Source organism: Klebsiella sp. OBRC7 (assembly GCF_000293135.1).
GTDB lineage: Bacteria > Pseudomonadota > Gammaproteobacteria > Enterobacterales > Enterobacteriaceae > Klebsiella > Klebsiella michiganensis.
Window position 1 is genome coordinate 134,569 of record NZ_ALNJ01000064.1, and the last position, 14,374, is coordinate 148,942.

The 14,374-nt window shown below is 53.8% G+C and carries 8 protein-coding genes and 2 pseudogenes; 3 read left to right on the forward strand and 7 right to left on the reverse strand.

The genetic code is table 11. The features are described from left to right. Nucleotides 1-3: 3 nt before the first annotated feature. Together HMPREF1144_RS13320 and HMPREF1144_RS13325 are read right to left on the reverse strand one after the other, a co-directional pair. Nucleotides 4-189, reverse strand: coding sequence for a YnbE family lipoprotein (locus HMPREF1144_RS13320; RefSeq protein WP_004121063.1), 186 nt, complete (start codon nt 187-189; stop codon nt 4-6). Continuing rightward, nucleotides 189-2,810: a YdbH family protein gene (locus HMPREF1144_RS13325; protein WP_009652969.1), complete on the reverse strand. Its 2,622-nt coding sequence runs from the start codon at nt 2,808-2,810 to the stop codon at nt 189-191. The genes HMPREF1144_RS13320 and HMPREF1144_RS13325 overlap by 1 nt, the downstream gene beginning before the upstream one ends. A gap of 195 nt (nt 2,811-3,005) precedes the next feature. Here HMPREF1144_RS13325 and HMPREF1144_RS13330 point away from each other — a divergent pair, with 195 nt between their 5' ends. The 3 genes from HMPREF1144_RS13330 to hslJ all read left to right on the forward strand — a co-directional run bounded on the left by HMPREF1144_RS13330 (nt 3,006) and on the right by hslJ (nt 5,208). Next, nucleotides 3,006-3,503, forward strand: coding sequence for a DedA family protein (locus HMPREF1144_RS13330; RefSeq protein ID WP_004850371.1), 498 nt, complete (start codon nt 3,006-3,008; stop codon nt 3,501-3,503). Between the two features lie 149 nt (nt 3,504-3,652). Then, entirely contained in the window at nt 3,653-4,642 is a 990-nt protein-coding gene (locus HMPREF1144_RS13335; protein WP_009653064.1) for a 2-hydroxyacid dehydrogenase, read from the forward strand. A gap of 125 nt (nt 4,643-4,767) precedes the next feature. Next, nucleotides 4,768-5,208 (forward strand): heat shock protein HslJ, encoded by a 441-nt coding sequence (gene hslJ, locus HMPREF1144_RS13340; RefSeq protein ID WP_004850367.1) that lies wholly within the window; start codon nt 4,768-4,770, stop codon nt 5,206-5,208. Here hslJ and HMPREF1144_RS13345 read toward each other — a convergent pair. The 5 genes and pseudogenes from HMPREF1144_RS13345 to HMPREF1144_RS13360 form a co-directional block, all read right to left on the reverse strand. Beyond that, complete coding sequence (locus HMPREF1144_RS13345) at nt 5,205-5,477, reverse strand: DUF333 domain-containing protein (protein WP_004101621.1); 273 nt, start codon at nt 5,475-5,477, stop codon at nt 5,205-5,207. The two genes, hslJ and HMPREF1144_RS13345, sit on opposite strands and share 4 nt — an antisense overlap. Nucleotides 5,478-5,760: 283 nt before the next feature. Then, nucleotides 5,761-10,149, reverse strand: a pseudogene (locus HMPREF1144_RS32985) (phage tail tip protein); the annotation flags it as partial. Nucleotides 10,150-10,364: 215 nt separating this feature from the next. Next, nucleotides 10,365-12,797 (reverse strand): annotated as a pseudogene (locus tag HMPREF1144_RS33640) (host specificity protein J); the annotation flags it as partial. Nucleotides 12,798-12,857: 60 nt separating this feature from the next. Continuing rightward, nucleotides 12,858-13,472, reverse strand: coding sequence for a tail assembly protein (locus tag HMPREF1144_RS13355; RefSeq protein ID WP_042927680.1), 615 nt, complete (start codon nt 13,470-13,472; stop codon nt 12,858-12,860). Nucleotides 13,473-13,639: 167 nt separating this feature from the next. Continuing rightward, complete coding sequence (locus tag HMPREF1144_RS13360) at nt 13,640-14,374, reverse strand: C40 family peptidase (RefSeq protein ID WP_004850353.1); 735 nt, start codon at nt 14,372-14,374, stop codon at nt 13,640-13,642.

Below are 14,374 nucleotides of genomic sequence, written 5' to 3' on the forward strand. Positions count from 1 at the left end.
GCCTCAGAACAGATCGCTACGCGATTTGAGCAGATTCTCAACGTCTTTATCCAGCTTGATATGAATTTCATGCTCAATTTTGACGTTCATATTGATGGTGATCGGCTCTTTCGATGCCGCGATTTCAATACGCGGCGTACAGCCCGCCAGCAGCGCGGTGGCCAGAAAGGCGGCGAATAGTTTGATCATTATTGTTGTTCCTTACAGGTATGACTGTCCTGACAGCGCGGCGCGGGCAGCCTGGCGTTCTGCTCCAGCCACGCCTGCAGATTGTCGCCGAAACGCAAGCTGCGCCACAGGTCAAAAATATTCTCTTCATGGGAGTAGTTTAAGTGCACCGTATTGCTTTTGCCTTCTACCCGGCTGGTGCCGCTAATCGTCGCCTTCAGCGTCAGTACGCCGAGGTTATCGAGGTTGATCCGCGTCCACGAGGTGGCCACTTCCATATAGCGCAGCCAGTTAATGGCCGCCCCGGCGGAGACGTTGTCGGCCACCAGCGCGTCAGCGGTGTCTTTATCAAGACGCATCGTCATCGGCCCCGGATTGCTGAACCAGCCGTCCTTGATAATCCATTTATCGTTATCCAGCCACAGCGGCAGCGCGCCGTTAAACGGGCCGGACACGGCGAACTGCTTCACTTTAATCGCGCTAATTAACTCGCTGCTGGAGATATTTTGCAGACGCAGCAGCGCCGGATCGTGCTGCGGCATCCGCAGCTGCTGCATGGTCAGCTTGCCGCCGAGAATATCGACGCTGACGTTGCTTAACTGTAAAGGCGCGTCTTCACTCCAGGGCCAGGTGCCCTGGAGATCCGCCGTCAGATTGCGCGCGGTGAACTGGTTGACGACTTCGCCGATGCGCAGCGATACCGGATGGCGGGTGCCAAGCTGCCAGGTGCCGCCGCTAAAGCGGAACGGCAGCACAAAATCGACGCCGTTGATCTGGTTATCCGGCATCCAGGCGCTGCCGTCTTTGAGCACACCGTGACCGCCCGCCTCGAAGCCCTGTTCGGCGGCGGCGGAGAATGCCACCTGCGCGTAGAGCGCTCCCTCACGCAGGTTCATCTTCCACTCCGGCGGCACCAGCGGCTGGAAAACTGTCAGCGACTGTTTTGGCCACCACGCCTCGCCGCGCAGACGTTCGCCGTCCCAGCGCCCGGTCACGCGCACGGGGCCAATTTTTTGCGCATGCAGGGAGCCGCTAAACCGGAACCAGGTCGGATCGCGGCCATCAATGTTGAACTTAAGCGTTGACGGCGGCAGTTCGCTGCCGCCGCTGAAGGTGGTTTTCCCGGCATCCAGCGACAGCGCGCCGGTCAGTTTGGGATGCTGCTCATCGCGCAGCCAGTGGATCGGTTTTTCCAGCGTCAGGCGCGGGGTACTCACCAGCATGGATCCATACTGCAGCTTATCGAAACCGGTCGAGAGGCTGTTGAGCACAATGGCGCTATCAACCCATTCGCCCGCGCCTTTAACATCCCAGCGCGCCTGCATCGGGGTGAAATGGCCATCGCCCCAGTAGCGCCACTGCCAGCGGCCGCGGTCGGGCATAAAGTTGTCGGCCTGGCCGTCAAGATGCAGGATAAAATCCCCCATATCCCGCTCATGGGCGCGCAGAATAGCCTGCAGGCGACCATCAACGCCCTGTTGCGTTACTTTGACGCCCGCCAGCGGCCAGCGGATTTCATCGATATTCAACGAATCGATGACCCGCCCGCGCGAACGCAGCAGCGCGCCGGGGTGAAAATTGAGCACCGGCGCGGTAAGCGGCCCGCTCAGCTGCGCGGGCAGTCGGGCATAAAAAATCAGATCGCCGAGCTTGGCCTCGCCGGTCAGCTGTAGCGGCATGTCGCTGCTGTCCATGCTCAGCTTACCGGGGCCGATATTCAGCACGGCGTTGCCCTTCCCGGCCTGGCCCTGAGTGAGCACGTTAAGACGCCCGCTGACCTGCATCTGCTCGGTGCCCTGCTGCCAGTTGCCCAGCGAAAGCGCAACCCGGCCGCTCAACGCGTTGCCCGCGTATTTGGTGTGCCAGCGGCCATCGCTGATGATGATACGATCCGGGGTGATTTCCCACGGCAGGTCAAGCATCGGCTCCACTTCACCGCGCGGCGTGACCAGTAGCTGCCCGCGGTTCTTCTGCCACTCCAGCTCGGCATCGACAAGACCGGGAGTTTGTGGAAATTCAAAGGTGCTGAACAGGTGGCCGTCGACCGGCAAACCGTCCGGCACCAGCGGCATCTGAAACTCGCCCACCAGCTTCACCGGCGCCTGGTCTTCCACCAGACGCGCGGAAAAATCACTGACCCTCAGCGCCTGGAGGGTGACCTCTTTACCGGCATAGCCGATATCCTGCTGCTGCGGCGTTAGCGACATCACCAGCCGCCCCTGCCATTTCTCCCACGGCGACAGGCGCAGATTGTCAATCGTCAGCCAGCTGTATGGGAGCATTGATTGCCATTCGGCGAGGGTTTTCGGCGCCCCCGGCGCGGCTTCGCTTTCCGGGAGCTTGTTCAGGCAGGCACTGTTTATATCCAGCTCGCTGATATGTAAACGCCAGCGGCTGGGACGCGAGAGCGAGGCATTGGCGACGCGCGCGATTTCGCAGTCGCCGACCAGGTAGCGCAGATCCGGAATACGCAGCGCGGAGCGCGTCAGTCGCGGGCTTTCATTGAGTGAGATTCGGGTTCCCGCCGGTAGCCAGATACCTGCCAGCGTGGGCACCCAGTGGGTGAGTGTTAATAGCAAAGCCAGCGGTAGCAGCACGAGGGCTAATAATAGCGCGATGGCGGCTTTATATTTACCCTTCATGGGCAGCTAATATCCTGATTCGAAATAAGTAAAAGCCGAGAGGCCGCTATTGTGGCACGTTCGACCTGTGAGTTAAAGTTTCCATCCCGTTTAAGCGTAGTCGTCGCCATGTGATTCACCAGCCGGCTATTTAACCGGGGTTTAGTTTTCGCCTGCGACACTGGTCCACACCTGCGAACGTAAACGGATGGTGCTGTGGACTTAATTATCTCGCTGATGGAATACGCTCAGAGCCGCTATTCATTGGTATTGCTGATGGTTTTCCTACTGACGTTCACGAAATCTTGCGCCGTTATCTCGCTGCTGATCCCCGGCACCTCCGGACTGCTGCTGTTCGGCACCCTGGCATCGGCCAGCGTCGGCCATTTTTTGTTAATGTGGATGAGCGCCAGCCTCGGCGCCATCGGCGGATTCTGGCTCTCGTGGCTGACGGGCTACCGCTACCGGCACCATCTGCATCGTATCCGCTGGCTTAATGCCGAACGCCTCGCTCGCGGCCAGCTGTTCCTGCGCCGCCACGGCGCGTGGGCGGTCTTTTTTAGCCGCTTTCTCTCTCCGCTGCGCGCCACCGTACCGCTGGTCACCGGCGCCAGCGGGACCTCTCTCTGGCAGTTTCAGCTCGCTAACGTCAGTTCAGGTTTACTCTGGCCGCTGGTCCTGCTGGCGCCAGGGGCGCTGAGCCTCAACTTTTAATGAAACGTATTGTCTTTTAAAGAGATTTCTTAACTCTACGATATGCTCTAGAATTAATACTATAACCTGCTGATTAAACTAGTTTTTAACATTTGTAAGATTATTTTAATTATGCTACCGTGACGGTATTATCACTGGAGAAAAGTCTTATGAAAATCGCTGTATACAGTACGAAACAGTACGACAAGAAGTATCTGCAGCACGTCAATGATGCATACGGCTTTGAACTGGAATTTTTTGACTTCCTGCTAACCGAAAAAACCGCCAAAACCGCCAACGGCTGTGAAGCAGTGTGCATCTTCGTAAACGATGACGGTAGCCGCCCGGTACTTGAAGAACTGAAAGCCCACGGCGTGAAGTACATCGCGCTGCGCTGCGCGGGGTTCAACAACGTTGATCTCGATGCTGCGAAAGAGCTGGGCCTGCGCGTGGTGCGCGTCCCGGCCTACTCGCCGGAAGCGGTCGCAGAGCACGCGATCGGCATGATGATGTCGCTGAACCGCCGTATTCATCGCGCCTATCAGCGCACCCGCGACGCGAACTTCTCCCTTGAAGGACTAACCGGTTTCACCATGCACGGTAAAACCGCCGGCGTTATCGGCACCGGTAAAATCGGCGTCGCCGCGCTGCGCATTCTGAAAGGCTTCGGTATGCGTCTGCTGGCGTTTGATCCCTACCCAAGCGCCGCCGCGCTGGATATGGGCGTGGAGTATGTCGATCTTGAAACCCTGTACCGGGAGTCTGACGTTATCTCTCTGCACTGCCCGCTGACCGATGAAAACTACCATTTGCTGAACCATGCCGCGTTCGATCGCATGAAAGACGGGGTGATGATCATCAACACCAGCCGCGGCGCGCTCATCGATTCGCAGGCAGCGATCGACGCCCTGAAGCATCAGAAAATTGGTGCGCTGGGGATGGACGTGTATGAGAACGAACGCGATCTGTTCTTTGAAGATAAGTCTAATGACGTGATTCAGGATGATGTGTTCCGCCGTCTCTCCGCCTGCCATAACGTCCTTTTTACCGGTCACCAGGCGTTTCTGACCGCGGAAGCGCTGATCAGCATTTCACAAACCACCCTCGACAACCTGCGTCTGGTGGATGCTGGCGAAACCTGCCCTAACGCGCTGGTCTGATATTCCTTTCCCTTTTGTGCTCCTCCTCTGCGGGGGGCACATTCAGATAATCCCCACAGTAATCGCCTGCGATAAAGTTACAATTCCCTTCATTTATTAATACGATAAATATTTATGGAGACTAAATGAACAAGTTTGCTGCGCTGCTGGCGGCGGGAATGTTGCTATCGGGCTGCGTTTATAACAGCAAGGTGTCAACCAGAGCGGAACAGCTTCAGCATCACCGTTTTGTGCTGACCAGCGTTAATGGGCAGCCGCTGAATGCCGCGGATAAGCCGCAGGAGTTGAGCTTCGGCGAAAAGATGCCCATTACGGGCAAGATGTCTGTTTCAGGTAATATGTGCAACCGCTTCAGCGGCACGGGCAAAGTCTCGGATGGCGAGCTGAAGGTTGAACAGCTGGCGATGACCCGCATGCTCTGCACGGACTCGCAGCTGAACGCGCTGGACGCCACGCTGAGCAAAATGCTGCGCGAAGGCGCGCAGGTCGACCTGACGGAAACGCAGCTAACGCTGGCGACCGCCGACCAGACGCTGGTGTATAAGCTCGCCGACCTGATGAATTAATAGTTACCGCAGCTTCCGCCTGCCAGCGCCTGCTCGCTGCAGCGCTTGCCGTTCGGCAATGCGCACATGCCGATAGCGGAGCCATCAAGCTGGCGGGCGACCGATAACGAGCCGCCAACCATGGCGCAGTTTGCCTGGCCGGAGCTGCTCATCGCGGCACGCATTCCCGGCGACACGTGTGCCGCCGTTGCCTGCTGAACAGGTTCATCATTGCTACTACACGCCGACAGTAACAGCGCAGCACATCCCACTAAAAACGCAGCTCGCATCTTCTCTCCCCTCAGATACATCTTAAAATGAACAAGCCTAAGGATAATAGGCAGCTCAGCGCGCCGCGTCGAGAGGCGAAGTACGTATTTATGCGCTGCATTAACATTTATTAGCAAATTTTTTGTCTCCTTTTATACATCCTTAGTTTCAGAACGCAAAGCGCCCCCACTATGTCATCCATGATGAGGGCGCCGTTTCGGTTTGTATTTCAGGCTGTTAAATTTAACTCACGGCGCAATCCGTGGTCTGGGAAATCTCTGACTTAGGACATGGCTCAGCCTTTTAATCACTTGAAACGCCTCGAATAATATTTGAGTTACGCATAACAAACGCGTGAAAACGTGACAAGATTACGCCCGTCATACCACCGTTTCTGTCCAGATAGTACCCATAGCGCACAACAGTCTGGCCGGTACCTGGCGGAACGATGAAGTCCATTGACTGAATTTCCATACTCCCATTTTCCTGCTTATATAAAACGCCATCAATAGAGAGCGCACAGGTCATGGGACCACCACCTGAAGTATCACCGGTACCCAGCATAAGAATACAGTACCCTAGTTTACCCATACTCAACGAGCCACCTTCATAACTCTTGTACTCCATGCCTGCCGTTAATTTACCTCCACCCGTAATATTAATTGAGTCGTCCTGGCGAAGCGCTCCTAAAAGCTGCACTCGTTGCTCGAACGGCTGGCGATCAACAGCAAGCAAATCGAACCAGGCCCATTGTGCTTTCGCAATTCGACGGGAGCGGTGCTGAGCAATATTGATTGCCCACGAGCCAACGTCTCCAATAATCTTGTTAGCCCTTACGGTACCCAGGATATTACAACTCTCATTAATAACTACATTATTTAAAGTACCTGTATCAGCCTGTATTTCACCGCGAACCACAACGTTATTGAATTCACTACTTCCGCTCTTGGTAATACTCCAGCCTCTCCATCCGGCCACATAATTAGTAGAGGAAAGCCGATCTGTGATTTTGGCAATATCAATCGTGCCGTTTTTAATTCGCGCCGAATCAATATACAGATCGTTACCTTCCGCAATCATCACCGGCACGGCGGCTTTGCTGTTGCGGTTAAACAGTGAAAAGCGGTCTGCATAGAGGATCATGTCACTGGTGGAGCCGTCACTCCCTAACACGATCCCCGCGCCAACCTTCTTACCGTTATTTGTTTCAACCTTAATGGAGTATGTCGAGTTAACCTTGCCGTTTGTATCCGACAGAGTCTGTCCTTGGGCCTGTACGGTAGATGACAGACTGCCGACGGTACTGTTCAGGCTGGTCAGGCCACTTGCTGTCGATTCAATTTTACCTTCAGCACTGGTCACCCGACTGGACAATGTATTGAGTGCTCCAGCATCAGCTTTACCACTAAGGGAGCTCTGCAGACTGGTTATTTGCTGGCTGTGTGCCGTGATTTTAGTCTCAGCATTCGTTACGCGGGTAGTCAGTCCGCTGACAGCTGTGGTACTGGCATCAGCTACATCCAGTGCTGTCTGAGCATCGGTCACATCCGTAATGACAATATCGTCAATATACAGATCGTAACCCGGCGTTCCGCTACCCGTCGCTCCGCGTGTGGAAATCCATACCACACCGCGCGTCCTGCCGGTTCCGTTCATCAACGCCTTGCCACTGAACTTCACCCACTTCCCACGTTCGCCCAGGCCACTTTCCGTTATGGTAACCGCCCCCTGCCAGCTGTTCTGCCCTGCCGCATTCTGACCCTGAATGCCGACTATCGTCTGCCAGCCCGTCGACGGGGACTGGTCTGCCGGCATCATTGCCCACAACTCAACACTGTACACGGCATTCTCGCGGATACTCGACCATGGCCCTATCTGCTTGTCGCTGTTGCCGCCGTTATTCGCCTCACGGCGCAGCCTCAGGCTCCTGCTGCCGTTAAATTTCTGCGCCGTGGTCACGATTGCCCCGCTGCCGCTTATCTGCTGACCATCCGCATAGCTTTCCAGCGAACCATCAAACCACGGGTTGGAGACCTGATTGCGCAGCGTACTGATGTTCCCGGACAGCGAGGTGATGCTTTCTGACTGCGTGGTCAGCGTGTTTTCCACCTGGCTGACCCGGTTTGTCAGCGTGTTCACGGCGCTGCTGTCCGCTTTCTTTCCGATGTTCTGGTCAGCTGTCGTCAGTCCGTTCTGCAGGCTCGTCAGCAACTGCCCCTGGCTGGTCAGAACACCCTCCGCGGAATCTACGCGCGATGTCAGAGCGCTCACTGCCGCCGCGCTGGCGTTATCCTCCGGCGCTTCACTCCACGCCGTCGGCACATTCCCCCGCTCAAACTTCGGGGAACTCAGGTACACCGTCTGGTCTGTCGACCCCTGCTGAATACGCGCAACAATCAGCTTTTTGCTGCCAGTACCCGCACCCTGCGTCCATTTCACCCAGTAACGCTGCCATTCCGTTGTCAGAGTGAAATCACACAGTCCATCTGAATTGGTAAACGTGTTCCCCTGGCTGCTCACCGCCTTTTTCGTGCTGTTCGGGCTGTAGAAATGGCTCCGGACCTTCTGCCCGTTTATCGCCGCCTTCGCGTAAAAACTCAGAACGTACTCGGTTCCGTCCACCGGCGCGGACAGGTTGATACTGATAAGGTCACGGTATGCTGCTCCGGCTTTCAGCGTGAAGGCCATCACGCCGTTTCCGTTATATTTATCCGTACTCACGTTGCCATATCTGACCAGACTGCCGGAATCGGGGATCTGGTTCGCCCCACCCACATCCAGCGCATTCAGTGAGTTTTCCAGCGAGACGATCGCGCTGCCCTGAGTGGTCAACGTCTCCCCCTGCTGCGTGATTGTGTTCTGCAGCGTCTGCAGCGCGCTTGCATCTGCTTTCTTGCTGACGTTGGCGTTCGTCGTCGAAAGGTCACTGGTCAGTTTAGTTATAGCACTATTCGCTGCCGTAATATCTTTGTCCTGCTGTGTGACGGAGTTCTGTACCGTTTGCAAGGAGGTAGTATCGGCTTTTTTCGATACATCAGCTTGTGTAAGCGCAAGATCGTTCTGTAGCCTAGTTATCGCTGTGCCCGAAGAAGTAATTTTCCCCTCCGCGGTTGTCACTCGCGTGGACAGGTTCTGGACTGCTCCAGCATTAGCCTGGATCTCTGCAGCAATATCGTCATTATTGGGCGTCCAGTCAGTCACAACGTTGCCTGTTTCCAGTTTTGGACGGCAGAGCCAGACCTCTTTATCCGCGGATGGTGCATGCTGCAAACGGGCTGGGATCAAACGCTTTGTGCCCGCTGTGGCCGGAATAACCCAACGAACCCAGTAACGCTGCCATGAGGTGGTAAGGGTAAACTGTGCTGCACCATCCCCGGCTGAGCTTTTGTATCCCTGGTTTGTTTCAATCCGGGAAGTATTTGATGGGTTATAAAAATATGCAGTCATTTCTTGTGCTGCATAAGCCCCTTTCGCATAAAAACTATAGATGAACTCGGTTTTCCCCGTCACATCCAGAGTTTGCTCATCCAGCTGGACATACCCCCCGGTTCCCTTCACCAGACGGGTCCAGGCTACACTCGCCCCCTGGTAGGTTTCTGAAGGAGATCTGCTGCTCCATCCGTCGAGCGTATCAGAATGTCGAATAAGGTTGGCTCCGCCCACTGACAGGCCGTTCAGGCTATTTTCCAGACTCGTCAGCGCTGTCCCCTGTGAAGCGGCCTCTTTCCCCTGCTGCGTGACTGTATTCTGTAGCGTCTGCAGAGCCGTTGCGTCAGCCTTTTTATTCACATTGCCATTAGTGATAGCCAGGTCATTCGTCAGCTTCGTGATGCTGCTACCTTGAGAGGTAATATCCTCGCCGTTCTGCGTCACGGTTGTTTTCAGGTTCATGATAGCCAGCGCATTCGCATCGGCGGCATCAAGAGCTGCTTTCGCATCAGTCACCTCGGTGATAAACAAATCGTCTATCAGAAAGGCGTTACCCGCTTTCACCGTTGACACATTAGGTACCGAGAGACGTACCATCGCTTGTTTAATACTGGTCCGGTTATTGGTCAAATACCCGGAGACCTTCGTCCAGCCTTCAGCAACAAGATCTTTCTTCGCTTTCGTCAGTGCAGGCCAGGACCAACTACCGCTCATGTCCTGCAGCGAAAAACCCACCGACAATTGCACGTTATCGGCCATAGCTGTTCCTTTCGGATCCGGCTTCACACGAAACTCAACGTAATATGTTGCTCCATCACGGATCTGCAGGCCGGCGAAAATATGGCAATCATTGTTGTCGGTGGCGGTAGCATTGTAGTCATTCGCCCGAATGAGGCGGATACACTTCGCGCCGCTGTAAGCCTCATCGGATGTCACCAACACGCGGTTATTCGCCACATTGTAACCAACGGGGTAGCTCTCCCATGTGCCATCAGGCAGAACATTTGCCCCACGTCGCGCCTGCTGGCTCAAAGAGCTGCTCAGGGAAGTCACCGCATCACTATTACTGCGGATACTCTGCTCTGTCTCAGTCACGCGGTTGGTCAGTGCAAACACTGCGGCAGTATCGGCTTTTTTCGAAATATCATCTTTAACGCTGCTTACCATGTTATTCAGGGAAGTGATGGCGTTCCCCTGACTGGATAGGTCTTTTCCCTGCTGCGTCACCGTATTCTGCAATGTCTGAACCGTGTTGGCATCCGCCTTTTTGTTAACACTGGCGTTCGTCACAGACAAACCATTTTCCAGTACAGTAGTCCGGTTCCCAATGCTACTGATGTTATTGTCCTGCTGGCTGACTTTCGTCGTCAGAGAATCAACGGCAGAAGCTGTGGCATCGGCTGTAGTCTGCACAGCCTGAGCATCCGTTATATCCGTAATGACAATATCGTCAATATACAGATCGTAACCCGGCGTTCCGCTATCCCCTGCACCCAGACGGTCCACGGACTTTCGTTACCAAGGCGATCGACAATGCGTGCCCGGTACCAGAACGTCGCCGCAATCTGCAGGCCCATCTGCTGATACGAGTTTCCCGGATACGTTACGTCAGAAAGCGCCATCGCGCCGTTGCCGGTTGGATTTGGGCTGTACTGCAGCTCGGTTTTTTGCGTATCGCCACTTCCCTCCGGGAACGCCCAGTTTAGTTGAACGCCATGCAGAAGGGATGTTGTGGTCAGCGAAACAGGTGCCGAAGGCAGGCCGATTTTGCCGGTCAGCGTTTTCTCTTGCGAATATGCCCAGCCGCTCGACACTTCCGCGGCATTGATAGCGCGCACCCTTACGATATATCGGCCGGCATAAATTCCGCTGACATCAAACGATGCAACGGAACTCCGGGGCACGTTTATCCAGTTGCCTTCATTGCGGCGCCACTGTGCTTCATAAGCAATGGCATTCTTTACTGCCGTCCAGTGAACCTGCAGCGTTTCAACGCTAATCCCCTGATTAACCACGGAATAAGACTCAACAACGATATTAGCTGGCGCGCTTTGCTTCCCTGGAGGAATAACGCTGATTGGTCGGCTATCAATAATCGCACCGGAATCAATCCTGGCGTATTTATCCGGATCGTGAGCGGCTGCGGAAATTGTAAAGGTACTATCGTTATTATCTTTAACCCCCACAACACGATATTGCTGGACCCTCAGAGAGTCAGACTCAATGGCCCATACGCATTCCGGCTCTGGTCTTTCGGCATATTCAGCGGTGACGGTGACGACGTGTCCATCGACGCTCTCAATGGTTCGGCCTTGCGTCCCCCCCGATGGCAGGTTCAATAACAGACGGTCCCCGGCTTTCGCTTCCGTTTTACGATCGAGCGTAATAACGCAGCCATCCACTTCGCGGGTACGGCCACCGTTGACTTTTCCCGCCAGCATTTCGTCCGCCACCGCAATGATATAACCGGGTTGTGGAATATTACCGTCCAGTCCGACTGAAAAACTCACTACGCGATCTTTATTGTTGGTCAGAATTCCCCAACGCCCTTTACGGTTGGCCTCCGACTGACGGGTACAGCCAATTGCCGTAAGTTCAAGCTGATTAAATCCATAGCGGGCGACCAGCGGCTGCTCAAAAACCGGCTCCATCGCATCCGCATACTCATTCTCTGGATCAGACCATGAGACGAGCGCGTTGGTATAGCGCGTTTTGCTACTGCTGCTGGCATAGTGAAAACGACCATTGATGACGTTAGCCCTGGTATAGGTGTAATCAATATCACGAGGCATATCCGCCAGAGCAATCACCCGATCGCCGCTCCAGCAGGTCATGCCACGGAAAATGGCCGCAAAATCGCGTAACACCGTATAGGCATCGTTGCGATCCTGAACATAGACGTTACATAAATAGCGCGGCTCGGTACCCTCCCCACCTTTACCATCGGGGACGGGTTCATCGCAATATCGTGCTACCTGATACAACGTCCATTTATCAATATTTTCTGAGGTAAGACGATTCCCCAGGCCAAAGCGATCGCTGACGATCAGATCGTAAAAAATCCAGGCCGGGTTATCCGTCCACGCCCATTTAAATGCTCCGGTCCAGATGCCTGAATATTGGCGGGTCTCCGGGTCATAGTTATCAGGAACGCGGATCACCCGCCCGCGAGGACTGCAGGCAATTTTTGGAATAGAGCCATTAAACTGACGAGAGTCAAATTCAACGTAAAGCAGGGCCGTGTTGGGATAGCGTAGTTTTGCATCAAGCACCTCAGCATAACTTTGCAGCATCATAACATCGCCAGTTTTTGAGGTATTTGCGTCTTCCGTGACCTTACGCAGGCGCAAAACCCAACCCATCGTCGCCCGGGGTAGATCAATGCGGTGGCATCGTTCATAGCCGGAAGTGGTCTTTCCGCTTACCGCACTCTCAAGCACCGTCTGCCAGCTACCACCATCGGTTTGCAAATCAACGGCATAGCTGACGGCGTTCCCTACCAGATCGCCATTATCTTCCTGTTTCAATAAAGATGGCCATTTTAAGCGCAGGCGGACGGCGGAAAGCTGAGTATTACTAAAAGAGCGGGACCAGGCCGTTTTGCTGGAGACCTCCACTCCTACGTTAATTTCATTTTCTGAACCGGGGATCCCCTGAATGTAATTCTGTGCCTGAGTTCCCGGTCGAAACTCCCAGGCGACGCCGCTAAAATTTTGCGAGCCGTCGGAATTTTCCAGCGGCGTACCATCAAGGTAAATATCTTTTGCGGTAAGCGCACCGGCAAATTCACCCTCGCCCAGCGCAATGAGAATTTTTGCTTTCGCAACAGACTGTAAATCATCAGGCTGTTCCGTTGGCGTACGCGGGCTTGAACTCCCGCCCTTACAACCTTTAATGAGGTGCTGTGTCATAGATATCTTGTCCATAAAAAAACCACCTCGTAGGTGGTCAGAAATGAGAGAAGCTGGTTATTACTGCTGATCTTCTACATAAATCCCAGCCGAAATAATTGCGCCGCCGATAAGTCGTTTTCCATACAGCAATGGCACTGGATATCCTTGAGCGGTGGTATTTGTTACACCACCAAAAGCGTAGGAAGCTTTATTTTCAGGAGACTGTTGGCTGGCTAAGCCTGGAACCTGAGGAGAGAGCATTTGAAGAACACCTCCAAGTACTAATGATCCTCCCAGCATTGCAGCGCTTCCCCAGCCAGAACCGGCAGCAATGGCGGCGAATATGCCGCCAGCGCCCATAGTGGCTATTGAAGCGACAGCGATTAATGCGACACCTAATATCGTCTGTAGTACGCCAGCTTTTTTACTACCAATAACGACAGGAACAATTCGTATTACCTTATCGTTGATGGGGAAAGGAATATCATCCTCGCTAATATTTTTCTTTCCTTTAAATATAGCATAGGTTAATCCCATAGCTTTGCTGTTGTTCATGAATTTTTCAAATCCATTGATAGTACAACATAATGCCCTTATCGCTTCAGACGCTGTTGCCACCATCCGACAATGAGATTTGCCAAATTCCTTACCAAGAATACCGCCCAACTCTATTCTGACCATATGTTCTTGCATAAATACTCCATCTGCAGCAGACATTATGAATAATTCATAAGCATCTGTTCCGCCATTGATAATATCGCACACTGAGTTGACTCGAGAGTAAGTCCAGCCCTCTGATGTTGAATCACATTCACTTGCTAACGCATTTCATATCGGGTGATTTAAAATTCCAACGTCTTTCAGATTTTTTCATTAGTCAGCGCATTATCATTAATATGATAGCGCAACACTTTCACCGTTCTTTCCTGCCAGTATCCCCCATACGGCACTCGCTGGCTTAAATGACCATACAGGTGATGCAGCAGCATATTTCCCTCAAGGAGAATACCCGCATGATTCCACTTATTTGCCTGTACCTGCATGATAATCATATCTCCCGGCTGCGGCGGGCCATCAAACTCGCGAAAGCCACATTCATACCAACAATCATGATAAAAGTTATCAGGGTAGCCATCTTCCCACCACGGATAATCCACACGATAATCCGTCAACTCAACATTATGCTGCTGGCGAAAATAGCTCATTACCAGTCCCCAGCAATCATAATGGCCAAGCACGAACGGGCGTTCCAGCAGCGGCAATTCTCCTCGCGGATAAATGGTACGAAAATCGCCTTCCGGCCAGCTGAAAATATGCCAGGGTAACAACATCGCGTCACACTGAGCCTTATCCAGTTCGCTTGGCTGGGTCGTCGCGTCGGGGTGACTGTGGACGATCCCCGTTACAGTGCCCCAATCCTCTACCCGTGCATAATCCTCCGGCGCAAGAACAAAATGCTCCTGGGGGGCATCGGCAATATTACGACAGGGGAAATAGCGCTCTACCCGCCCCCTTTGGGCAATCGCACCGCAGCATTCTCGAGGATATTGCTCCTGAGCATGCACCTGAATAGCCCTGATAACTTTCTGGCGCAT

Excerpts from the sequence above, each read along its gene's own strand:
- HMPREF1144_RS13320 (WP_004121063.1), bottom strand. The coding sequence starts at position 189 with ATGATCAAACTATTCGCCGCCTTTCTGGCCACCGCGCTGCTGGCGGGC.
- HMPREF1144_RS13325 (WP_009652969.1), bottom strand. The coding sequence starts at position 2,810 with ATGAAGGGTAAATATAAAGCCGCCATCGCGCTATTATTAGCCCTCGTG.
- HMPREF1144_RS13335 (WP_009653064.1), top strand. The coding sequence starts at position 3,653 with ATGAAAATCGCTGTATACAGTACGAAACAGTACGACAAGAAGTATCTG.
- hslJ (WP_004850367.1), top strand. The coding sequence starts at position 4,768 with ATGAACAAGTTTGCTGCGCTGCTGGCGGCGGGAATGTTGCTATCGGGC.
- HMPREF1144_RS13345 (WP_004101621.1), bottom strand. The coding sequence starts at position 5,477 with ATGCGAGCTGCGTTTTTAGTGGGATGTGCTGCGCTGTTACTGTCGGCG.
- HMPREF1144_RS13355 (WP_042927680.1), bottom strand. The coding sequence starts at position 13,472 with ATGCAAGAACATATGGTCAGAATAGAGTTGGGCGGTATTCTTGGTAAG.
- HMPREF1144_RS13360 (WP_004850353.1), bottom strand. The coding sequence starts at position 14,374 with ATGCGCCAGAAAGTTATCAGGGCTATTCAGGTGCATGCTCAGGAGCAA.